Source organism: Paludibacterium sp. (assembly GCF_019232825.1).
In the GTDB taxonomy this organism is placed as follows: Bacteria; Pseudomonadota; Gammaproteobacteria; order Burkholderiales; family Chromobacteriaceae; genus Paludibacterium.
Map to the genome: position 1 here is coordinate 31,544 of NZ_JAFAND010000092.1, position 21,848 is coordinate 53,391.

23 protein-coding genes, 1 tRNA gene and 1 pseudogene are annotated in these 21,848 nt (G+C 60.6%); 10 read left to right on the plus strand and 15 right to left on the minus strand.

The genetic code is table 11. The annotated features are described in order from the left end of the window. The first annotated feature begins 40 nt into the window (after positions 1–40). Positions 41–1,003, plus strand: a complete 963-nt coding sequence (gene gcvA, locus JOZ06_RS11910) for a transcriptional regulator GcvA (RefSeq protein ID WP_293232666.1) — start codon at positions 41–43, stop codon at positions 1,001–1,003. 63 nt (positions 1,004–1,066) lie between these two features. On the opposite strand, the gene JOZ06_RS11915 is transcribed toward gcvA, so the two are convergent. Next, positions 1,067–1,234: a hypothetical protein gene (locus JOZ06_RS11915; RefSeq protein ID WP_293232668.1), complete on the minus strand. Its 168-nt coding sequence runs from the start codon at positions 1,232–1,234 to the stop codon at positions 1,067–1,069. A 336-nt stretch (positions 1,235–1,570) separates the two neighbouring features. Here JOZ06_RS11915 and JOZ06_RS11920 point away from each other — a divergent pair. Next, positions 1,571–2,130 (plus strand): annotated as a pseudogene (locus JOZ06_RS11920) (IS3 family transposase); the annotation flags it as partial. A gap of 64 nt (positions 2,131–2,194) precedes the next feature. Here the strand turns inward: JOZ06_RS11920 and JOZ06_RS11925 are convergent. Next, the gene (locus JOZ06_RS11925) at positions 2,195–2,392 is read right to left on the minus strand and encodes a hypothetical protein (RefSeq protein WP_293232670.1); all 198 of its coding nucleotides are present in this window, start codon (positions 2,390–2,392) and stop codon (positions 2,195–2,197) included. Positions 2,393–2,673: 281 nt separating this feature from the next. On the opposite strand from JOZ06_RS11925, the gene JOZ06_RS11930 reads away from it, so the two are divergent. Both JOZ06_RS11930 and JOZ06_RS11935 read left to right on the plus strand, forming a co-directional pair. Then, on the plus strand, positions 2,674–3,876 hold the full coding sequence (locus tag JOZ06_RS11930; protein WP_293232672.1) for an MFS transporter: 1,203 nt from the start codon (positions 2,674–2,676) through the stop codon (positions 3,874–3,876). An 84-nt stretch (positions 3,877–3,960) separates the two neighbouring features. After that, the gene (locus JOZ06_RS11935; RefSeq protein WP_293232674.1) at positions 3,961–4,185 is read left to right on the plus strand and encodes a hypothetical protein; all 225 of its coding nucleotides are present in this window, start codon (positions 3,961–3,963) and stop codon (positions 4,183–4,185) included. On the opposite strand, the gene JOZ06_RS11940 is transcribed toward JOZ06_RS11935, so the two are convergent. The 3 genes from JOZ06_RS11940 to JOZ06_RS11950 are packed head-to-tail and all read right to left on the minus strand — an operon-like array spanning position 4,186 to position 6,057. Continuing rightward, a complete protein-coding gene (locus JOZ06_RS11940) occupies positions 4,186–4,788 on the minus strand; it encodes a uracil-DNA glycosylase family protein (protein ID WP_293232676.1) in 603 nt (200 codons plus the stop codon). Further along, entirely contained in the window at positions 4,785–5,201 is a 417-nt protein-coding gene (locus JOZ06_RS11945) for a GFA family protein (protein ID WP_293232678.1), read from the minus strand. The genes JOZ06_RS11940 and JOZ06_RS11945 overlap by 4 nt, the downstream gene beginning before the upstream one ends. Before the next feature lie 13 nt (positions 5,202–5,214). Next, the gene (locus JOZ06_RS11950) at positions 5,215–6,057 is read right to left on the minus strand and encodes a helix-turn-helix transcriptional regulator (protein ID WP_293232680.1); all 843 of its coding nucleotides are present in this window, start codon (positions 6,055–6,057) and stop codon (positions 5,215–5,217) included. A gap of 97 nt (positions 6,058–6,154) precedes the next feature. Between JOZ06_RS11950 and JOZ06_RS11955 the strand changes: the two genes are divergently transcribed. Next, complete coding sequence (locus JOZ06_RS11955; protein WP_293232682.1) at positions 6,155–7,054, plus strand: SDR family oxidoreductase; 900 nt, start codon at positions 6,155–6,157, stop codon at positions 7,052–7,054. Positions 7,055–7,165: 111 nt separating this feature from the next. On the opposite strand, the gene JOZ06_RS11960 is transcribed toward JOZ06_RS11955, so the two are convergent. Beyond that, positions 7,166–7,636 carry a GNAT family N-acetyltransferase gene (locus tag JOZ06_RS11960; RefSeq protein ID WP_293232684.1) on the minus strand — a complete coding sequence of 157 codons (471 nt, stop codon included), beginning with the start codon at positions 7,634–7,636 and terminating at the stop codon, positions 7,166–7,168. A 520-nt stretch (positions 7,637–8,156) separates the two neighbouring features. Between JOZ06_RS11960 and JOZ06_RS11965 the strand changes: the two genes are divergently transcribed. Then, a complete protein-coding gene (locus tag JOZ06_RS11965) occupies positions 8,157–8,813 on the plus strand; it encodes a class I SAM-dependent methyltransferase (RefSeq protein ID WP_293232686.1) in 657 nt (218 codons plus the stop codon). A 93-nt stretch (positions 8,814–8,906) separates the two neighbouring features. Here JOZ06_RS11965 and JOZ06_RS11970 read toward each other — a convergent pair whose 3' ends face one another. The 4 genes from JOZ06_RS11970 to JOZ06_RS11985 all read right to left on the minus strand — a co-directional run bounded on the left by JOZ06_RS11970 (position 8,907) and on the right by JOZ06_RS11985 (position 11,102). Next, positions 8,907–10,157 (minus strand): TIGR03862 family flavoprotein, encoded by a 1,251-nt coding sequence (locus JOZ06_RS11970; RefSeq protein WP_293232688.1) that lies wholly within the window; start codon positions 10,155–10,157, stop codon positions 8,907–8,909. A gap of 151 nt (positions 10,158–10,308) precedes the next feature. Next, positions 10,309–10,647, minus strand: a complete 339-nt coding sequence (locus tag JOZ06_RS11975) for a type II toxin-antitoxin system HicB family antitoxin (protein WP_293232689.1) — start codon at positions 10,645–10,647, stop codon at positions 10,309–10,311. Further along, positions 10,644–10,898, minus strand: coding sequence for a type II toxin-antitoxin system HicA family toxin (locus JOZ06_RS11980; protein WP_293232691.1), 255 nt, complete (start codon positions 10,896–10,898; stop codon positions 10,644–10,646). Before JOZ06_RS11980 ends, JOZ06_RS11975 begins: the two co-directional genes overlap by 4 nt. Positions 10,899–11,012: 114 nt before the next feature. Further along, positions 11,013–11,102 (minus strand) — tRNA-Ser (locus JOZ06_RS11985). A gap of 164 nt (positions 11,103–11,266) precedes the next feature. Here JOZ06_RS11985 and JOZ06_RS11990 point away from each other — a divergent pair. After that, positions 11,267–11,683, plus strand: coding sequence for a hypothetical protein (locus tag JOZ06_RS11990; protein WP_293232693.1), 417 nt, complete (start codon positions 11,267–11,269; stop codon positions 11,681–11,683). 83 nt (positions 11,684–11,766) lie between these two features. Here the strand turns inward: JOZ06_RS11990 and JOZ06_RS11995 are convergent, their stop codons facing one another. Continuing rightward, entirely contained in the window at positions 11,767–12,981 is a 1,215-nt protein-coding gene (locus tag JOZ06_RS11995; RefSeq protein WP_293232695.1) for a transposase, read from the minus strand. Between the two features lie 17 nt (positions 12,982–12,998). On the opposite strand from JOZ06_RS11995, the gene tnpA reads away from it, so the two are divergent. Further along, a complete protein-coding gene (gene tnpA, locus JOZ06_RS12000; RefSeq protein WP_293232697.1) occupies positions 12,999–13,412 on the plus strand; it encodes an IS200/IS605 family transposase in 414 nt (137 codons plus the stop codon). A gap of 131 nt (positions 13,413–13,543) precedes the next feature. Here the strand turns inward: tnpA and JOZ06_RS12005 are convergent, their stop codons facing one another. The 4 genes from JOZ06_RS12005 to apbC form a co-directional block, all read right to left on the minus strand. Beyond that, entirely contained in the window at positions 13,544–14,773 is a 1,230-nt protein-coding gene (locus tag JOZ06_RS12005) for a dicarboxylate/amino acid:cation symporter (protein ID WP_293232699.1), read from the minus strand. A 439-nt stretch (positions 14,774–15,212) separates the two neighbouring features. Continuing rightward, entirely contained in the window at positions 15,213–16,118 is a 906-nt protein-coding gene (locus JOZ06_RS12010) for a DMT family transporter (protein WP_293232701.1), read from the minus strand. A 109-nt stretch (positions 16,119–16,227) separates the two neighbouring features. Beyond that, positions 16,228–16,986, minus strand: coding sequence for a glutamate racemase (gene murI / locus JOZ06_RS12015; protein WP_293232703.1), 759 nt, complete (start codon positions 16,984–16,986; stop codon positions 16,228–16,230). Between the two features lie 15 nt (positions 16,987–17,001). Continuing rightward, entirely contained in the window at positions 17,002–18,072 is a 1,071-nt protein-coding gene (gene apbC, locus JOZ06_RS12020; protein ID WP_293232705.1) for an iron-sulfur cluster carrier protein ApbC, read from the minus strand. A gap of 287 nt (positions 18,073–18,359) precedes the next feature. Here apbC and JOZ06_RS12025 point away from each other — a divergent pair, with 287 nt between their 5' ends. Both JOZ06_RS12025 and metG read left to right on the plus strand, forming a co-directional pair. After that, entirely contained in the window at positions 18,360–19,601 is a 1,242-nt protein-coding gene (locus tag JOZ06_RS12025) for an MFS transporter (RefSeq protein WP_293232707.1), read from the plus strand. A gap of 58 nt (positions 19,602–19,659) precedes the next feature. Then, complete coding sequence (gene metG / locus JOZ06_RS12030; RefSeq protein ID WP_293232709.1) at positions 19,660–21,720, plus strand: methionine--tRNA ligase; 2,061 nt, start codon at positions 19,660–19,662, stop codon at positions 21,718–21,720. Positions 21,721–21,848 lie beyond the last annotated feature (128 nt).

Consider the following 21,848-nt stretch of genomic DNA (forward strand, 5'->3'; position numbering starts at 1 on the left):
AGTCATTCGCTGCAGAAAGTGGGCGAGGAGGGCATAAGCCATGCGCCGCAAGATTCCCGGCACCGACGTGCTGATCGCTTTTGAAACTGCCGCGCGCCACTTGAGCTTTACCCGGGCGGCGGCCGAGTTGTCGTTGACGCAGAGTGCCGTCTGCCGGCAGATCGCCGGGTTGGAACAATACTTGGGCGTGGCATTGTTCAACCGCATCAAGAAACGCATCAGCCTGACCGACGCCGGCCAGCAATACGCCAAGCAAGTGCGCGAACATTTGGCGCGCCTGGAACGCGACACCTTGTCCGTCATGGCCTTTCAGGGTTCGGGCGGTGTGCTGGAGTTGGCGGTGATTCCCACTTTTGCAACACGTTGGCTGATTCCGCGCCTGGGCGAGTTCAATACGCTCTATCCGGACGTCACGCTCAACCTGACCACGCGCGCCGAGCCGTTCATGTTTACCGACACGCCGTTTGATGCGGCCATCCACTTTGGCGATCCGGTATGGCCGGGTGCGGTGGCGGAATATCTATTTGGCGAGGAAATCGTGCCGGTGTGCAGCCCGAAGCTGCTGGAGAAAGAGACGCTGCCGCTCGACCCGCACGACCTGAAGCGTTTTACGCTGCTGCACCAGTCGGCACGTCCGGATGCCTGGCACCAGTGGTTCGATATGCTGCATATCGCCGATATCAATGCCATGCGCGGCCCGCGTTATGAGCTGTTTTCCATGCTGGTGGAAGCGGCGCGTGCCAGTTTGGGGGTCGCGCTGGTGCCGCGCTTTTTCGTGCTGGACGAATTGTCATCGGGCGAACTGGTGGTGCCGTGCGCGCATACGATGAAGAGCGATCGCGGCTATTACTTGGTCTATCCGGAGCGCAAGAGCACCTCGGCGGCGCTGCAGACGTTTATGCAGTGGCTGGTGGATAGGGCGCAGCGTTATCGCGCCGATACGCCGTGTGTCGCGGTTGCGCCCACGACCGGCGCGGCGCCGGAGGGCGTGCCGGCCTGTTGACGTGCCAGTGACCGGTACGGTAGAGAGGGGCTGGCGCAATGCGCGTGCATTGCGCCAAAGGTGTTAGTTGCCGGCGTCCACCGCCGATGCGCCGTTCGCCGAGGAGGCGTCTTGCGCTTGCGACACGGACGGGGTGTGGCGCGGCGCCGGGATATCTTTGTCATAGGCCATGGCGGTGGCGGAGACAGCCAGCAGTGCTGCCGACAGCAGGGTATTCTTGATGATGTTCATGATGAATTTCCATTCTTGATTTGAATTGATCATATTTGGCGCGTTTGTCTTTATCGCCAAAATGAAGGTTATTCCGGCTCTTTCGCAGCAGATATGAGATAAATCCTAAACGTTCCCAACGAAAACACCCTCAGCGTAGATGAACTGCACCCCAAGAGTTGGACACCGTTCCAACCTTTGGGGTGTTTTTCACGGCAAAACATGATGAAGATTTCAAACGAGCCGTCGTTCAGGGGTATCTAGCTGGGGCAATGGGGTACAGGGTGCAGGGGGCTAAGTACAAGGTTGGCAGGACCAGTATCCGGCAGTGGGTGGCAAGCTATCGCCAGCATGGCCAAGAAGTACCGATCCTACCGGGGTGGTTGCCACGTTGACGTGCCGAACGTGCTGAATAGGCAGTTTCAGGCAGACCGACCGAACCAATGGTGGGTGACCGATGTGACCGAGTTCAATGTGCGAGGGGAAAAGCTTTACCTTTCGCCGGTGCTGGATCTCTACAACGGGGAGATCGTCGCCTACGAGATGCAAGCGCGACCGCACTTTCCCTTGGTTGGCAAAATGCTCCAAAAGGCGTTTGCTAAACTGACAAACCGTGATGCGCCATTACTGCACTCTGATCAGGGATGGCAATACCAGATGCCTGCCGGCGCCAACTCGCGTCTCATGGCCTAACCCAGAGTATGTCGCGCAAGGGAAACTGCCTGGACAATGCCGCGATGGAGAGCTTCTTTGGCACGCTGAAATCGGAGTTCTTCTACCTGAATCGCTTCGAGAGTATCGACGCATTACAGGCGGGCATTCGGAAATACATCCACTATTACAACCATGAGCGTATCAAGCTCAAACTAAAAGGCCTGAGTCCTGTGAGGTACAGAACTCAGGCCTTGCGAGCCTAGCTGCAAACTGTCCAACTTATTGGGGGCAGTTCACATCACGCGGGCCGTTTTCTTTTCGAAGGGCTTAATGGCGGGTGTAGTTGCTATGTACCGGAACCGCTTGCGTGTTGCTCTCGGTGGTGTCGGTTGCAGCTGGCGTATTGTTCTGCGTCGCTTGTGCCTGGGCCAATGCGGCCTGAGTCTGGCGGGGAATGTAGTGGCTCTCTGCCAGCGCGGCGGTCGAAACGGTCAACAGGGCGATCATCATGGTCAAGGTTTTCATTGTTTACTCCTTCGTTGTTCGATTGGCGTCACGGGGGTGACGTTTGATACGTACTGTACTTGTACTAGTAAGAACAATAAATATGCCATTGATCGATAAATTGTTTACCAAAAGTAAATGAACTTGATGGCGAGATATTTGTCATTTTGAACTGGGTTGTATATAACCTATTGATTATTTTGCGATTGTTGTGTGTGTGAAAATAAGAACGTTCCTCTGTGTCGGCGTGCGGGCGGTGGCTAAGCTGGAGATGGGTCGAGTGCAACCTCGGAGGACGATTCATGCATACCGATACGCAGCAGGCGCGATTGACCCCGTTGCTGACGGGATGGATGGCTGCGGCCTGTGGGCTGGCCGTGGCCAGCATCTATTACGCTCAGCCGCTGTTGCCGGCGATGGCGGTTGAATTTCACCTCGATACGGCCGGTGCCGGGGGGATCGTGACGGTGGCTCAGATCGGCTACGCGTTGGGCTTATTCTTGATCGTGCCGTTGGGCGACCTGTTGGAGCGGCGTCGACTGATTGCAGCGCTGTCGGCGCTGACCGCGCTTGGCCTGTTGATCTGCGCATTGTCGACGTCAACGACGGTTTTCCTGCTCGGCACGTTGATGAGTGGCCTCTGCTCGGCGGTGGCACAGATATTGGTGCCATTTGCCGCGACGCTGGCCGATCCGGCACGGCGCGGCAAAGCGGTCGGCACGGTGATGAGTGGCCTTCTGCTGGGCATTTTGTTGGCACGCACCGCTGCCGGTTTACTGGCGAGCCTGTCGGGCTGGCGCACCATCTACTGGGTGGGTTTTGCCGTGTTGATGCTGATGACCGTGGTGTTGGCGCGCCAGTTGCCGCGCTACCGTTTGAGCGCCGGATTGACTTACCCCGGCTTGTTGCTTTCCGTGCTGAACTTGCTTGCCGGCGAGCGCCGCTTGCAGTTGCGCGCATCGCTCGGCATGGCGGCTTTTGGCGCTTTCAGCGTGTTTTGGACGTCGCTGGCCTTCTTGCTGTCCGCACCGCCTTACACGATGTCGAGCGCGTCGATCGGCCTGTTCGGTCTGGTGGGCGCGGTTGGCGCCGCCTCCTCCTCATTGACCGGCCGCTTGGCGGATAAGGGCCATGGGAGCCGTGCCACCACATTGGCGCTCGCGGGTCTGGTGTTGTCGTGGCTGCCGCTAGCGTTTGCCGGCCATTCGCTGTGGGCGTTGTTGCTTGGCGTGTTGCTTCTCGATTGGGTGGTGCAGGCGGTGCACGTGAGCAATCAGAACGCGATCTATCGCTTGGCCGCCACCGCGCATAACCGGCTCAACGCCGCCTACATGACCTGCAACTTCATCGGCATGGCAGGCGGCTCGCTGCTGTCCGCCTGGGCCTTCGGCGCCGCAGGCTGGGGCGGCGTGGTGGCGGCCGGCGCCGCCGTCAGCGTGGCTGGGTTTGCCATTTGGGCGGCTGCGCGCCGTTTCGATGTGGCGCCTCGACTGGCGGAAGATTGATCCATTGCAGTACCTTGCCCGGCGCCGGCGGTAGAATGGCGGCGACACGATCCGTTGTCGCCGCTATTTTTGGAAAGTCCCAGCATGAAACAACCCGTCGCCACGCCGGCCGTTCCGGCGTTCCGTCCTTATTTCATCCGCCAGAGTCTGCTGCTGTCGCTGTTGTTCATCATCCTCAATAGCATGATGGTGATGCGCGGCGCAGAGGGCGTTCAAACCATGGATTGGGTGCGTTTGGTGATTTCGTCGGTGGTCGGCGGTTGTTTCGGCGCCACGGCGATGTGGTTCCTTCGCCGTAAGAAACGCTGATCACGCCCCGTCCTGCATCAGCACGCGGCGCACCTCGGCGCGCAGCACCGGCAGCAGGTCGTCGGTAAACCACGGATGACGCTTGAGCCAAAGCTGGTTGCGTGGACTCGGGTGGGGTAGGGGAAACAGTGCCGGCGCCATGGTCCGCCAGTCGGCAATCGTGGCGGACAACGTTTCACCGGCGCGTTGCGGCAGGTGGTAGTCGCGCGCGTACTGACCGATGACCAGCGTCAGACGAAGATCGGGCAGCATCGGCAGCAGGCGCGGGTGCCAGGTTTGGCGGCACGCCGGCCGGGGTGGGAGATCGCCGCTGCGGCCGGTTCCCGGAAAGCAAAAACCCATCGGCACGATAGCGAATCGCGACGGGTCGTAGAATATTTCCGGCGTCACGCCAAGCCACTCGCGCAAGCGCTTGCCGCTGGCATCGTTCCAGGGAATGCCGCTGTCGTGAACCTTGCGCCCCGGCGCTTGGCCGGCAATGAGAATGCGCGCGCGCCGGTCGGCGACGACCACCGGGCGCGGCGTGTGCGGCAGCTGGTTGGCGCATAGGCGGCAGCCGGCAATCTCAGTGAGCAAAGACGGCAGCAGATCGGAATGACTCACTTCGTCTCCTGATTCAACGGCCGGCGTTCGGCGTATTGCGGCAGGCCGTCGGCAATGAGGTCCCACTCGGCTTTCGAATCGACAAAAGCGTGGTAGGCGTTGGCACAGGTAAACGGTGTTTCCACCGTGCCCAGGCGCAGGCGGATCACGCCGGGTAATCGGTCGTTGGCGCTGTAGATCGGGCTGCCACACTCGGAACAGAAGACCCGCGCTTTCTCTGGCACCGCGCGATAGGCCTTGAGTAGCGCCTGCCCCCGCAGGATACGAAAGCGGCCGGCTTCGATGGGGCTCACCGCCACGTAGGCCGAGCCCTGCGCCTTGCGGCACATCGAACAATGGCACAGCGAGATCTCCTCGATCTCGCCGTCATACTGGTAGCGCACCCCGCCACAAAGACAACCTCCGACGATCATGCACTCTCCCCTTTCATTGAACGCCGACCCGCGGCGGCTGCAACAGCGCTTGAATGCGCTCGGCGTCCTCCGCGGTGGCCGGGTTGAAAATCACCAGGCACAGATCGGGCCGGCCGTTGACGGCGAAGGCCGAGTATTCCAGGCCAATGAGCCCGGCCTGCGGGTGCACGATCTGTTTGGCGCGTTCGTCGTAAACGCTGCGCACGTCATGTTCGCGCCACATGGCATCGAATTCCGGGCTCGAACGGCTCAGTTCGTCGACCAATTCACGCACTTGGCCGCCGGCGCCGGCGCGCACCACGTCGCCGCGGAATGCCGCCACGACAAAGCGCGCCATGCTTTCCCAATCCCGTGGCTTGGTGCGGACGTGCGGGTGGCAGAACAGCAGGCGCAAGATATTGCGCTGCTTGGGTTCCAGTTGGCCGTAATCGGTCAGCACCAGGGCGGCGGTACGGTTCCAGGCCACCACGTCCCAGGTGTAAGTCATGATATAGGCCGGGCAGGCGCCCAGCGCGTCGAGCATGCGTTGCAGCCTCGGCGAGACGCCTTCGGCAGTCTGGTAGCGCACCTCGGGAGGACGGCCCAAGGCCAGCAGAAACAGATGCTCGCGCTCCGCCTCGGATAGCATCAGCGCGCGGGCGATGCGCTCCAATACCTCGGCGGACGGCGCGCCGCCGCGGCCCTGTTCCAGCCAGGTGTACCAAGTGGCGCTGACGTTGGCGCGTTGCGCCACTTCCTCGCGCCTAAGCCCTGGCGTGCGCCGGCGCGACGGCGGGTAGCCGAATGCCGCAGGATCGAGTTTTTCGCGCCGGTCGCGCAGGTAGGCGCCTAGCGGGTTGTCGTCGCAATGTTCCATCGTCTGCCTGTTAATCATTATACCCGTATAACGTCACGGCTTTACCTGGATAGATTAGGCGCCACAATGACAGGTGTCTATACCCAAGGAGAACGTTATGCGTATCTTTGTAACCGGCGCCTCCGGCTTTATCGGCACCGCCCTCGTGAAGGAATTGTTTGCCCATGGCCATCAGGTGTTGGGGCTCGCGCGCTCCGATGCGGCCGCGGCGACGGTGGCCGCCATGGGGGCCGCCGTGCTGCGCGGCTCGCTGGAAGACCTCGACAGCCTGCGCCGTGGCGCCGCCGATAGCGACGGTGTGGTGCACACCGCCTTCATCCACAATTTTGCCGATCTGGCGGCTTCCGGCGCCGCCGACCGTCACGCCATCACGGCGATCGGTGACGTGCTGGCCGGTTCGGGCCGGCCCTTGGTCATCACTTCCGGCACCGCCTTGCTCTCGCCAGGGCGCGTCAGCACTGAAGCCGACATGGCCACGCCGACCGGTGTCGCCGCCTTTCGCGCCCCGTCGGAAACCCTCGCCCTGGGCTTGGCCGAGCGTGGCGTGCGCGCCTCGGTGGTACGGCTGCCGCCCTCGGTGCATGGCGATGGCGATGTTCACGGATTCGTGCCGCGGCTGATCGCGCTGGCGCGCGACAAGGGTGCCGCGGCCTATGTCGGAGACGGGCAGAATCGTTGGGCGGCGGTACATCGCCTCGATGCCGCACGCTTGTTCCGTTTGGCGGTGGAGAAGGGTGTCGGTGGGCATTGTTACCATGGTGTGGGGGACGCGGGCGTGCCGGCGCGCGACATCGCCACGGTCATCGCCCAGAAGCTAGGCCTGCCGCTGGAGAGCAAAACCGGCGAACAGATCGACGACCATTTCGGCTGGATCGGCCACTTCTTCGCCCTCGATTGCCCCTCGTCGAGCGCGCGCACGCAGGCCGAGCTCGGTTGGCGGCCGGAAGAGGCTGGGCTACTGGACGATATGGCGCAGGGACACTACTTCATCGCGTGACGGGCTTCGTTTTTTGAGCGGGTGCTGAAGACTGGCAGCTCATGGATCCCGGGGACACAGGTTTGGCCGCCTGTCTATCTGAAGCCGCGGTGCTGTGACATTGCGGGGGCATTACAGGGCGATCCAATAACGGCGCTTAAGCCGTGGGCCGAAATCCGTATCGACCTCGATCTTGTTTTCCAGTACGCCGCCACAACGTTCGATGACCTTGTAGGAGCCGATATTGTCGTCGTCGCAGGTCAGCAGCACGCGGCCCAGGCCGAGTGCTCTGGCCCGCGGCAGGGTCTGCGTCAGCATGCTGCGCGCCACCCCTCGCTTGCGGTACTCGGGCAAGACGCTATAGCCGATATGCCCGCCAACCCGGTCGAACCGCGCATTGAGCCGGTGCCGGAGCGTGATGCGCCCAACGATGATCGAGCCGATAAATCCGAACAGCACGGTAAACGGTACCAAGCTCGGCGACAAGGCCTGCCCTTTCTCTTGCGCACCCAATAGATCGAGGTATGCCCCGAAAGCGAGCGTGGGCTCGTAGCCCGGCGCGAAGGGGGCGCTGCGCGCGCCTGTCCAACGTTCAACGGCCATGAGGAACGACTGCTCGTCTTCAGGCCTTAACCTGCGAATGCTGCACCCCGCTATGTCTTCCGTCATGTCGACCCTTTCGCAAGTGATTGAGTGACACATCCGTTTGATGTTATTGATCTATAAACGCCTATTATGCATCCATCGGTCATCCATGGGGAGGGTGAGCAACTGTGATTGGCGGCAGCGAAAGGTGTGTTTGGTATGCTGTTTCATAGCATTTGCTTATGAAGTGCTGTTCTATTTTTATGTTTTGATATAATATAAGTAAAGTGTTATTTGCTTATTGACTTGGGAAGTCATGATCACCTTGGGGGAAGGCGCGATACGGAATTAATTTATATATAAAAATTATTCGTTCAGGTACGTTATTAATAATAAATTTTCAAGTTGCCGGTAATAGAGAAATAAAATGAATTGTCGCTGTCCTGTTTGTGGTTGTTATTCTGGAAATTATCATTTATCTATTAAGAATTTTAATATTTATATATGTAACAACTGTGGCTTGGAATATACAAACCCAATGCCAAGCGATCAAGAGCTCGCTACGTTTTATCAGAAATATTCTGATTTCAAAGCGCCGGAGGATGTTACATATTTAAATGCTAAAAAAAATGTGGAGATTCTAAGAAAATTCGATTTCTCTGAAGATGAATATACGTTGGATTTCGGCACGGGGGGCGGCGAATTCGTCGAAGTCGCCGGAGAGAAGTGCTATGGGGTGGACTTCAAGGAAAACAGGTCCAGCCGGATCTTCAAAAGCATGGATGCTTTGCCTATCAAGAAATTTGGTTTCATCACTTTGTGGGGCGTGCTTGAACACCTAAAGAATCCGGCCTCATTGATAGAAGAGTTATCTAAAAAACTCAACAGTAAAGGCAAGATGGTCATTACCACCGTCGACGCCGAAAGCGTCATTCCCTATTATTATAAGCCTATTGAACATCTTACTTATTGGACAAGGAATGCGCTCAATCAGCTGTTTAATCAGTGCGGGTTGGATGTTATCTGTCATGAGCCTTACTTTATGTATCAGCGATCGGAAATTTATCTCGATCGGCTTTTGAGCCGCACGCCCGCCGCCTATCAGGCCGCATTCTCTCATGTCACTGACAATCTTCCTGAGTACGTTAAAGTACCTACCAACGAGACTTTCGTGGTGGCACAACTAAGGCATTGATTTGGTTTTTTGACGAGGGCGATGCCCCGCGGTGATGAGAGAGGCCGAGTCCCGAATGATGGGACTCGGCTTTTTTGATGGTGTGCTTGGTGTTCAGCGCGACGGCGTGTCGGCGCGCAGCCACGCCTGCGCCGCCTGCCCAGCCCACTGCCCGGTCGCAAAACACGCCGTTAGCAGGTAGCCGCCGGTCGGCGCCTCCCAGTCGATCATTTCGCCGGCGACAAACACACCTGGCAGCGCGGTCAGCATGAGGTTGGCGTCGAGATCGGAGAAATCCACGCCGCCCGCGCTGCTGATCGCTTCATCGATGGGGCGTGTCGCGCGCACCGTGATCGGCAAGGCCTTGATCGCGGCCGCCAGCTTGCCCGCGTCTGCCATGCCCGCCTTGCCCAATTGCTCGTACAACAAGGCTGTCTTGATACCGCCGAGCCCTAAACGGCTTTGCAGATGACTGGAGATCGAGCGCGATCCACGCGGATGAAGGACTTCGGCTTGCACGCGTTCTACATCGTAGCCGGGCGCCAGATCCAAGAAGAAGGTGGCGCTGCCTGTCGCCTTCAGCGTTTCGCGCAGTGGCCGCGAAAAAGCATAAATCAGGCTGCCTTCCACGCCATACGCGCTGATCACCATTTCGCCCTGGCGGCGCACGGTCTGACCATGCCGGTCGGTGAACGACAATGCCACCGATTTGAGTGGGGTGCCGGCGAATTTGTCGCGCAGATGCGCGCTCCAAGGCAGCTCGAAACCGCAATTGGCGCTTTCCAGCGTAGCGACCGCCACGCCGCGCGCTTGTAGCCAGGGCACCCAGGCGCCATCCGATCCCAGTTTCGGCCAACTGGCGCCGCCCAGCGCCAATACGGTTGCGTGCGGCTTGAGCGTCAATTCGCCGTCTGGTCCGACCAAGCGCAAAGCGCCATGCTCATCCCAGCCCAGCCAGCGATGGCGGACATGGAGACGCACGCCGCGGCTGCGCAGACGATGCAGCCAGGCCCGTAACAACGGGGCGGCTTTCATTTCGCGTGGAAACACGCGCCCCGAACTGCCGACGAAGGTTTGGATGCCCAGAGCGTGTACCCACGCGCGCAGCGCCTGCGGCCCGAAACGGTCGAGCATCGGCTGCAAAGCGGGTTGACGGTCGCCATAGCGCGCGCAGAAGGCATCGAAGCCTTCGCTGTGGGTAATGTTCAAGCCGCCGATGCCGGCTAGCAGCAATTTGCGGCCGAGCGAAGGCATCGCGTCGTAAACGTCGACCTGCACGCCGGCAAGGCTGAGCGCATCAGCCGCCATGAGTCCGGCGGGGCCGCCGCCGATGATGACGACGGACGAGGGGGAATGATCAGACACGGGACGCGCCGAAAACGTAGTTGGGGGTGCGATTATACGCGTTCTCTGCCGATCGGGCCCATTTGGCAATGGTTGCGCGTTGCCATGCCGGGAGGCGGAGAAACAAAAAAGCCCTGATTTCTCAGGGCTTGGGGACTTAGGGGGAGTAAGGTCATCCCGCGTGCAGTTCGTGATCGATCGCACCGCGTACCCAATCGTTCAAACTCATGCCGGACGCTGCCGCCGCTTGGGCCGATTCCGCGTGCAATTCTGGCGGGATACGTACATTGAACTTGCCCGAGTAGGCCTTGTACGGCTCGATGCCCTGTGCCTTGCAGATATCCAGGAATACTTGCAGCGAAGCGCGGCCTTCCGCTTCCAGCCCTGCCACATCGGTGGCGTAGAAGTCGGCGCCGCCGTTCAGGCCGACGAATTCACCACGGAACAGCTGAATATCCGGATCGTAGGCAATGACGGCCTTATGGCCGTCGATGGTCATGATGTTGTTCATGGTCTCACTCCGTTTGCATCTAGCCATTTGCGAACGCTTTCCACTGCCCCCTTGTCGGTTTCCGGCGAGGGGTGGGGACGGTGGAACACCTTGACCTGACCAAATAAGACCACCGCGATGCGAGAACCCTCGCGCTCGATGATCTGGGCCCCTAGCTCTTGCATCAAGGCCTCGATCTCGCTCCAGCGAATGTTGCCGCTGACTGGCCGTTTGAAAAGCAGAGCGAGTGTGGCTTGGTGTTTGCGTTTCATTGTTTTATGGTACTAAATAATGGTACCACAAGCAAGCCATTGATGTGCGATGTTTTTGATTCAAAATCCAAAAACAAAAAAGCCCTGATTTCTCAGGGCTTTCATGTTGGTCACTGGCGGAGAGGGTGGGATTCGAACCCACGTAGGACTTGCATCCTCCACTGATTTCGAGTCAGGGCCGTTCGGCCTCTCCGGCACCTCTCCGCTGCTCAGTGAGAGACGCATTCTAAGGATTGGGACATTCATTGTCAATGTGTTTTTCGCTATGAAACACCTGGGAACCGGTGTTTTGCCCCATGGCGCGTGCCGGCAGCAAAAAATGCAAATGTAATGTATTGTCAAATAAGAATAAATTAAAGGATAGAAAAATGTTCGTGCCAGCGGGAAGCCAGGTATGGAGCCGCCAAAGCGGCGCGCTCGCCTGGTTGTATGTCGTGGGGCCTTGGGACGCGGAACGGGTGCGGGCGGCGCGCGAGTACTTCGAGGAGGCGCGTGCCGTGAAACCGTTACCGGAACCTTGGGGGCTGATCGTGGTGGCGTTGGCGTCCGCCGAATGCGTGCCGGAGGCGCTACTGGCGTTGCGCGCCGCCGCCTTGCGCGATATCCGCCGCGAAGGGCGGGCGGCAACGGCTTGGGTGATGTCGCCGGAGTTGGCGGGCCGAAGCGTGATGGGCGCCGTGCTGCACAGCGTCTATCAAGACATCGGTCCGATGGAGGTGTTCGATAACGAGGGCGCCGCCGAGACCTGGCTGCGCGCCCAGCTCTCGGGCCTCGCGCGCGGCTGAGTCTGTGTCCGTTGACATCCTCCCCCAGCTCTCGCTAACGCGCGCCGGTCTCGAGACCGGGAAGGAGGGGGATTCCTACGGCGCTATACGCTAGTCTGTATAGTCGCTTCGGTGGGTTCCTGGCCCGACGCCCTGACTTCAGGCGAAGTATCTGCACAGGCTAACCGGGAGTGTCCCGCCCTTAGTACATTGATCGCGCCAACTATGTCGGCGTTGTTTTCGTAGCCGCATTCCACGCACTCGAACTGGGCTTGTGTCTGCCGATTATCCGCTGAGACGTGACCACAACACGGGCAGGTGCGACTGGTATTGCGGGGCGGTACCGCAATGAGATGCCCGCCACGCCATGCCAGCTTGTAGTCCAGTTGACGGCGGAACTCGAACCAGCCCTGATCGAGAATGGCTTTGTTCAGGCCAGACTTGGCCCGGACGTTCTTTCCCGGCTTCTCGGTGCTGCCTGCCGCCGACCTGGACATGTTCCGCACCTTCAAATCCTCGATACAGACAATCGCGTGGTTTTGGCTGATTGTTGTCGTGGCTTTGTGCAGGTAGTCGCGGCGGGCATTGCCGATACGGGCATGAATACGCTGGACGCGGGCTTTTGCTTTCTTCCAGTTGTTGCTGAACTTGGTCTTGCGGCTCATGGCCTGCTGCGTCTTACGCAGCGCGCTTTCGTGCCGTTTAAAACTGTTGAGCGGCACAAGATAGCTGCCGTCGCTCAGGGTGGCGAAACGGGCAATGCCCATGTCGATGCCGACCGCGCCGCCGTTGGGGATCGGCTGCGCAACCTCACGCTCGGTCTGGATGCTGACGAACCACTTGCCGCACCACTGGCTGACGGTGATGTTCTTCGCTTCGCCCAGCACCTCGCGGCTGTTGCGATAGCGCAGCCAGCCCAACTTGGGCAGAAAGAGGCGGGAATTGACCTGATCGAGCTTGATCTGCTTCGGGTCGGGATAGCGAAAGCTGTCGGACTGGCCTTTCTTTTTGAAGCGCGGAAACTCAGCCCGCTTGGCGAAGAAGTTGGTGTAGGCCCGCGCCAAATCCTTGAGCGTCTGTTGCAGTGGATGCGTCGGCGCGTCCTTGAGCCACGGTGTTTCCGGGCCGTTGCGCCACTCGGTGAGCAGCTTGCACAACTCGGCGTAGCCGAGCCTCTTCTCACCTTGCTCGTAGCGTTCCTTCTGCAACGCGAGTGCCTTATTGAAGACGAACCTGCACGAACCCGCGAAGCGGCGCATGTCGCGCTGCTGGTCGCCGGTCGGCATCAGTTCGTATTTGAAGGCTTGGCGGCGTTGCATGCGGATAATATAGGCCTATGAGCGACGACAACGATATTCGGCACGGAAGACACTGTTTCTTTATGATGCATGTCCAGTTGGTCTTCGTGACAAAATACCGCCGAGAGGTGTTCACCAAGAACATCTTGGACGACCTTCGCAGCATCTTCACCAGCGTCTGTGCCGACTTCGAGGCGGAACGGGTGGAATTCAACAGGGAAGACGATCACGTTCACCTGCGGGTGAACTATCCGCCGAAAGTGGCCGTGTCGGCGCTGGTAAACAGCCTGAAAGGCGTCTCCAGCCGCATGATCCGCAAGAAGAACTACCCGAGCCTCCGCAAGAAGCTGTGGGGTAGTGCACTGTGGTCGCCGTCCTACTCCGCCGGGCGCTGTGGCGGAGCGCCCATTGAGATCATCCGACACATCGAGCAACAGCAGACGCCACACTGACCGCCGCAAAGGACGCCTGCGGCGTCCGCGCTATCCTTCCCCCGGCCTGAAGGCCAAGGCTTGCCGCGCACCGGGTCAAAAAAAACGCCATGCCCCGAGGCATGGCGTATTCATGTCGGCTTGCCGAGCGATCAGCTCTTGAGCTCGTTCTCCCACTTGGCCACCACGGCGGTGGCGATCGAGTTGCCCATGACGTTGGTCGCGGAGCGGCCCATGTCGAGGAAGTGGTCGATGCCGAGGATCAACAGCAGGCCGGCTTCCGGGATGTTGAACTGCGGCAGCATGGCGGCGATCACCACCAGCGAGGCGCGCGGCACGCCGGCCATGCCCTTGGAGGTCACCATGAACATCAGCAGCATGGTGATTTCCTGGGTCAGCGTCAGCGGGATGTTGAATGCTTGTGCCAGGAAGATGGTGGCAAAGGTGCAATACATCATCGAGCCGTCGAGGTTGAACGAATAGCCCACCGGCAGCACGAAGCTGGCGATTTTGTTGGAAACGCCGAAGCGCTCCAGCTGCTCCAGGGTTTTCGGATAGGCGGCTTCCGAGCTGGCCGTGGAGAACGCGAGCAAGATCGGTTCGCGGATCGAGCGCACCAACGTCAACACGCGCGGCCCGACGAACAGACTGCCGATCACGATCAAGACCGTCCACAACAGTAGAATCGACAGGTAGAACTCGCCCAGGAACTTGCCGTAGGTGCCGAGGATCGCCAGGCCATCCTTGGCGACGGTGGCGGCCAGCGCGGCAAACACGGCGACCGGCGCAACCATCATCACGTAGCCGGTCACTTTCAGCATCACGTGGGCGGCCACGTCCATCAGATCGACCAAGAGCTTGGCGCGCTCACCGAGTGCGGCGCAGGCGCTGCCGAAGAACAGCGAGAACACCACGATCTGCAGGATCTCGTTGTTGGCCATGGCATCGAACACGCTCTTGGGGAAGGCGTGGGTGATGAAGTCCTTGACGCTCATGGCGCTGGCCTTGATGCCGGAATCGGCGTGCAGATCGGGCAGCGGCAGATTGACCGCTACGCCCGGCTTCAGCAGGTTGACCATGATCAGGCCGAGCGTCAGCGACAACAGCGAGGCGGAGATGAACCACATCAGCGTCTTGCCGCCGACACGGCCGACGCTCTTGGCGTCACCCATGCGAGCGATGCCGGCGACAAGCGTGGTGAAGACCAACGGCGCGATGATCATTTTGATCAAGCGCAGGAAGATGTCGGTCAACATGCTGATGTTGTCGACGAACGATTTAAGGCCGGCGGCGTCGGAGGTGCCGGAACGCACGATCAGGCCGGTGGCGATGCCCAGCACCATGCCGAGCAAGATGAACAGCGTGAGTTTTTTAGACTTCATGATAGTCGCGGGGTCCCTTGAGAAAGCGTATTCCATTTCCCGCCGTTGCCGTGATGCAGACTGTTATGGTTGTGGCGCCTGACGGCGCACGGGCAACGACGAACCGAGCCTCGCAAGTGTATTGATCTTGTTCTGAAACGAGGCGTGGAAAACTCTGAAAGAGTTAGGGGGCGATTATAGACACCCTACTGGCGGCTGTCTTTGTTTTGGGTATGGTTGCCATACTTTTTTGCATGACCTGCCGTTTTTTCGCCACTGCAGCATACTTTTCGGCAGAAAATTTATTTAAACGTCATTAAGCGGGCATTTTCTACCTTGCCGTTAAGGCAAGGTTTCCGCTGCTTCTTATTTAAAAGAATAGGTAAATTCGCTAGAACTCCGTTGTGTAGGGCGCAATCGACGCGCAACGCGCGGCATTGCGCCGAACATCTGACGGATGTCACCGGCGGCGGCTAAACAGCGCCGGCTGATTGACCGCCAGCGCGGCCGCAATCAGCACCAGCGCGAGCCAGGCATTGACGCCGATCTGCTCGCTGGCGATGACGGCGCCGATGAATACCCCGACCGGCGGCACCAGGTAGTTGGTCAGCGAGGTGAACACGGAGCCGGCCAATTGGATCAGACGGGCGAACATCAGGTAGACGATACCGGCGCAAAACACGCCCAGTACCAGGAGCGACCAGAGCGTATCGGCGCTGACGTGCAGCGTCCAGGGACGGTCGATCGCCGCCGCCAGCACGATCAGCGGCAGCGCGGCCAAGGCTAGTACATTGCGCACGGTAATGACCGGCGACAAACTACCCAGGCGGTTGAATAGCAGCAGGCTGATCGACACGCTGGCGGCAGCGCCGAGCACCGACAGGGCGCCAAGCAGGCTGCCGGCGCCATGGCCGCTCACGCCGGGCAGCACCAGCACCACGATGCCGGCAAAGCCGGTGGCCACGCTGAGGATGGCCGGCAATCGCCAATGCGGGCCGGTGACGAACAGCGGCGCCAGCACGATAGTGAAGATCGGAATGGTGCCCATCAAGATCGAGGCTTCGCTGCTCTCGACCTGGGTTTGGCCCCAGCCGAGCAGCAAGAGCGGCAGCAGTGCTTCGAAGAAAGCCAGCAACAGGTAGGTCGGTAGCAGCCGGCGCCCCGCGGCGGCCGCCTGGCGCCGTTCGTCGGGCATGAATAAGCCGATCAGCGCCAGCGTGAGCGCGCCGATGCCGGCGCGGCCGGCGGCCAAGGTCAGTGGCGGCAGCTCGCGAATGACGATCTGATTGAAGATGAATTGCGCGCCCCAGATCAGAGCGATGGCCAACAACAACAGGTAATGACCGAGGGTCGGGTTTTTCTGCATGAAAGGCTTCCTTGGCAAAAAGACACATACGCCCACGCCGCCTGGCTGAGCGGGCGGTGTGGGAGCCTTCCGGTTTAGTCTGTTAGCGCCGGTTCGGGAACAGGCGCTCTTAGATGCCGGCGTGTTGCACCGGGTAGGGGTGTCCGATCAGAACCGGTAATACGTCGGACATAGGGGCCGTGTCGGCCGTGGTGTAAAAGCGATAGCCGTTCGGTTTTTGCGGCGCCTTGCCGGCCAACAGATCGGCGGCGCGCCGCGCGCTACCTTCGGCGGGATCGTCGAGCACGACATCAGGTCCGACGATGTCGCGAATCAGTGGCGCCAAGAACGGATAGTGGGTACAGCCGAGCACGATGTGGTCGACATTCTCTGCAAGTAAAGGTTCCACCACGGCGGCAACTTTTTCTCTGGCCTCGTCGCCGTCGATACGGCCGGCTTCGACCAGTTCAACCCAGCCGCGCCCCGGGCGCGGCAGCACTTCGACCGTACCGGCGTGCCGCTGCAGCAGCGAGTGGAAGCGGGCGCTTTGCAGCATAAACTCGGTGGCTAGCACCGCGATGCGCCCGGTGCGGCTCGCTCTAGCGGCCGGTTTGACCGCCGGCTCGATGGCCACGATCGGAATCGGCAATTCCTTGCGCATCGTGTCGACCGCGGCGCTGGTGGCGGTGTTACAGGCGACCACCAGCAGCGACGCGCCTTGCTCATGCAAGAAGTGGCCGATGCGCAGGCTGCGCTCTATCAGTTGTTCGCGGCTCTTCGAGCCGTAGGGCACATAGGCTTGGTCAGCCAAGTAGGTGACCGGCCACTCGGGCAGCTCGCGGGTCACGGCACGCCAGACGGAGAGTCCGCCCAGGCCCGAATCGAACATGGCTATCATGATTTTTTAGTTGCGTTGAATGACGATTTTCGGGAATTTGCTGCTGAAATCCTGCGCCTGCTCGCCGACCTTGACGGCGACGCGCTGCGCCAGTTCGCGATAACTGGCGGCCACGGCGCTGTCAGGCGCGCTGACCACGGTGGGACGCCCCTCGTCGGTGGCGGTGCGAATGCCGATGTCGAGCGGCAACGAACCGAGTAGTTCGACACCATACTCGGCGGCCATGCGCTCGCCGCCGCCGGCGCCGAAGATAGGCTCGGCATGGCCGCAGTTCGAACAGATGTGGATCGCCATGTTTTCAACCAGCCCCAGGATCGGCACGCCGACCTTTTCGAACATCTTCAGACCCTTGCGGGCGTCCAGTAGCGCGATGTCCTGCGGCGTGGTGACGATGACCGCGCCGGTGACCGGCACTTTCTGCGCCAGCGTCAGCTGAATGTCGCCGGTGCCCGGCGGCAGGTCGATCACCAGATAGTCGAGGTTGTCCCATTGCGTGTCGTTGAGCAGCTGCTGCAGTGCTTGCGACACCATCGGCCCACGCCACACCATCGCTTGGTCGGTGTCGACCAAAAAGCCGATCGACATGACTTGCACGCCGTGGCTGACGATCGGTGTGATGTGCTTGCCGTCCGGCGACTCCGGCCGCTGTCCGGCCACCCCCATCATCAGCGGCTGCGACGGGCCGTAGATATCTGCGTCGAGCAGGCCGACACGCGCGCCTTCGCCGGCCAGCGCCAGGGCCAGGTTGACCGCCGTGGTCGACTTGCCGACGCCGCCCTTGCCCGAAGCCACGGCAATGATGTTTTTGACCCCGGCAATCAACGGCACGCCGCGCTGGGCCGCATGGCTGATGATCTGGCTCGCGACGCGGATGTCGAGCGCCCGTCCAGCAGCCGCGGGCGCGAGCGCCTCGGCCAGCTGTGCCCGCACCGTGTCGAGCCGGCTCTTGGCCGGATAGGGCAGCGTCACGTCCAGGCTGATGCGCGCGTCGTCGATCTGCAGGTTTTTGCAGCGGAACGGCTTTTGGGTGATGGGGTCGATCTGGGCGGCAAGCAGGGCGTCGAGTTGGCTGGTCATAAGTGTCTGTCGGGAGGGTTGGGCCGGGCGAACCGGAATACCTGAGTATTCTACTCAAACTTTAGCGACGAATCAGACTATTTTAGCGCGAAATGATCTGACAGGAACGTTTATGCGCGTGAATGGTCCTTCTCTCCGTTCAGGCATTCGGCGACGGGGTGCCGCGAGATAGTTTTATGTGATACAATTTAACCCATTGAATTTGCATGTCATGCCGTCTGTTTGGCGGGCATGGGAGGCCGGGGCAATCGCGCCCGGCCTCTTTGTTCTTTAGCGAAAGGTTTTTCATGCAGAAGCACGCGGTACTGACGCCCGCCACCTTGTTGTTCCCCCTCGCGCTGGTGTTGTTCGAATTCTCCGTTTATATCGCCAACGACATGATCCAGCCCGGCATGCTGGACGTGGTGCGTGAATTCGGCGTCGATGCCTCCTGGGTGCCGACCTCGATGACCGGTTTCCTGTTGGGCGGCGCCATCCTGCCTTGGCTGATGGGGCCGCTGTCCGACCATATCGGCCGCCGTCCGGTCATGCTGTGGGGCGTGGCGTTTTTCATTCTGACCTGCCTCGGAACGCTTTGGTCGCATAACATCGCCAGCTTCATGATGCTGCGCGTGCTGCAAGGCATGGGGCTGTGCTTCATCTCCGCGGTCGGCTACGCCGCCATTCAGGAAGCCTTCGAGGAAAAGACCGCGGTCAAGGTGACCGCGCTGATGGCCAATGTGGCCTTGATCGCGCCGCTGGTCGGCCCGGTGGCCGGCGCGGCGTTGGCGCAAATCTGGCCGTGGCGCGGCAGTTTCATGTTGATTGCCGCCGTGGCCACGATCTCGTTCATCGGTTTGATCGTGTCGATGCCGGAAACCGTGCGCCGGGGCGAACATCCGTTGGGCCTGTCGAAACTGGCGGCCAGCTACCGCGACGTGTTTGCCAACAGCCGCTTTGTCGCCTCGGCGTTGTGCATTCCGCTGATGGCGCTGCCGCTGTTGGGCTGGATCGCGCTCTCGCCGGTGATGCTGGTGCGCGATGCCGGCATGAGCGTGCTGGCGTATGGGCTTTGGCAGGTGCCGGTGATCGGCTCGCTGATCGCGGGCAACCTGTTGCTGGTGAAATTCGCCGACCGCTGGCAGTTGGGTCACTCGGTGGCGGTTGGCCGTGTGCCGGCGCTCTTAGGCGTGCTGGTGGTGGTGGTCGGTTGCCTGTTCCCGCTGTATCGGTTCTATTTTTTGATCGCCGGCATGAGCCTCGTGTCGCTGGGCGAAGGGCTGGCGTTTGCCGTGCTGTACCGCTTCGCGCTTACCGCCAGCGATGTGGCCAAGGGCGCGGTGGCCGCCAGCATGACCATGCTGTCGATGGCGGTCTACGCGTGCGGCATCGAAGGGCTCAAGCGCGCTTATGTGGCCGGCGGCTATGCCGGCTACGCGCTGCTGGTGTTTGTGCTGACGATGATGTTCTTCTTGCTGTCGCGCCGCATGGTCGGCGTGGCCATGGCCGATCGCGCGCCAGGCGGTCGCCTGGCCCAAGAGAGCGCGTGATCCGCGCCGCTCGCTGCTGATATACTGGGTCGCTTGAAGACGGAAAAGGATGAAAACAATGACGGACAAACGCAAAATTCTGGTGACCAGCGCGCTGCCTTACGCCAACGGCGCCATCCACCTCGGCCATATGGTTGAGCATATCCAGACCGATATCTGGGTGCGGTTCCAGAAGATGCGTGGGCATACCTGTCATTATGTTTGCGCCGACGACACCCACGGCACGCCGATCATGCTGGCGGCCGAGAAGCGGGGGGTCTCGCCCGAGGCGCTGATCGAGCGGGTGCGCGGCGAGCATCTGGCCGATTTCACCGGCTTCCACATCGGCTACGACAACTACTACAGCACCAATTCGCCCGAGAACAAGGCGTTTGCTGAGCAGATTTATCTGTCGCTGCGCGAGAACGGCAAAATCGTCAGCCGCACCATCGAGCAGTTGTACGATCCGGAAAAGGAAATGTTCCTGCCGGACCGCTTCGTCAAGGGCGAGTGTCCGAAGTGCGGCGCGCGCGACCAGTACGGCGATAACTGCGAAGTGTGCGGCGCCACCTATGGCCCGACCGAGTTGAAGAACCCGTACTCGGTGGTGTCGGGCGCCAAGCCGGTGCTGAAGACCTCCGAGCACTACTTCTTCCGTTTGGGCGATTGCGCCGATTTCCTGAAAAAGTGGACCGCCGGCTCCTCCCGCCTGGCCGATGGCCGCGCGCAGCCGCACTTGCAGCCCGAATCGCTCAACAAGATGAACGAGTGGATCGAGGGCGGCCTGCAAGATTGGGATATCTCGCGCGACGCGCCGTATTTCGGCTTCGAGATCCCGGATGCGCCGGGCAAGTATTTCTATGTCTGGCTAGACGCGCCGATCGGCTACATGGCGTCGTTCAAGAACCTGTGCGATCGTGCCGGCATCGATTTCGACGAGTATTTCAAGCCGGATTCCAAGGCCGAGCTGGTGCACTTCATCGGCAAGGACATTCTGTATTTCCACGCGCTGTTCTGGCCGGCCATGCTGCAATACGCCGGTCTGCGCACGCCGACCGGGGTGTTCGCCCACGGCTTCCTCACCGTTGACGGCCAGAAGATGTCCAAGTCGCGCGGCACGTTCATCACCGCCAAGAGCTATCTGGATTGCGGACTCAACCCGGAATGGATGCGCTATTACATCGCCGCCAAGCTTAATGCCCGTATCGAGGATATCGATCTGTCGCTGGATGATTTCATCGCCCGCGTCAATTCCGACCTGATCGGCAAGTACGTCAACATCGCCTCGCGCGCGGCGGGTTTCATCGCCAAGCGCTTCAATGGCCGCCTGGCCGACGCCGTGTCCGAGCGCGCGCTGCTCGTTGATCTGCAGGCCGCGGCCGAGCCGATCGCCCAGGCGCTCGAGGCGCGCGAATATGCCCGCGCGCTGCGCGACATCATGGCATTGGCCGACCAGGTGAACGGCTACGTCGACGCCAACAAGCCTTGGGAACTGGCCAAGCAGGAGGGCAGCGACGCGCGCTTGCATGAAGTGTGCACGGTGCTGATCAATGCCTTCCGTCTATTGAGCATCTATCTCAAGCCGGTGCTGCCGCATCTGGCGCGTGGGGTGGAAGATTTCCTGCAGGTGGCGGAGCTCACCTGGGCGGACGCCGGCCAGTTGCTGCTCGGCCACGGCATTCGCCCCTATCAGCATCTGATGACGCGCGTCGAGCAGACGCAGGTCGACGCGCTGATCGCCGCCAACAAGCAGTCGATCGAGCAGGCTCCGGCCGCCAAGCCGGAAACCGCCTACGCGCCGTTGGCGCCGACCATCGGCATCGAGGATTTCGCCAAGCTCGACCTGCGCGTCGGCAAGGTGCTCGATTGCCGTTTCGTCGAAGGCTCGACCAAGCTGTTGCAATTCACCGTCGATCTGGGGTTCGAACAGCGCAATATTTTCTCCGGAATCCGCAAGAGTTATGCCGATCCGGCCAAGCTGATCGGCCGTCATGTGGTGGTGGTGGCCAATCTGGCACCACGCAAGATGCGCTTCGGCGTGTCGGAGGGCATGATCGTCTGCGCCGGCCTGGACGAAGAGCACGATTTCTATTTGCTCGATGTCGACGCGGGAGCCGAACCGGGTTGGCGTCTGAGCTGAGCCCCCTCTTCTTTACGCCCGCCGTTACGCCTGCACGGCCTTCCATTGCGGGAGTAACGGCAACACCTTAACAGCGGGAGCGGGGGAGCGCTTTTACTCCCGCCGTGAAGGTTTTGCTTCTACTCCCG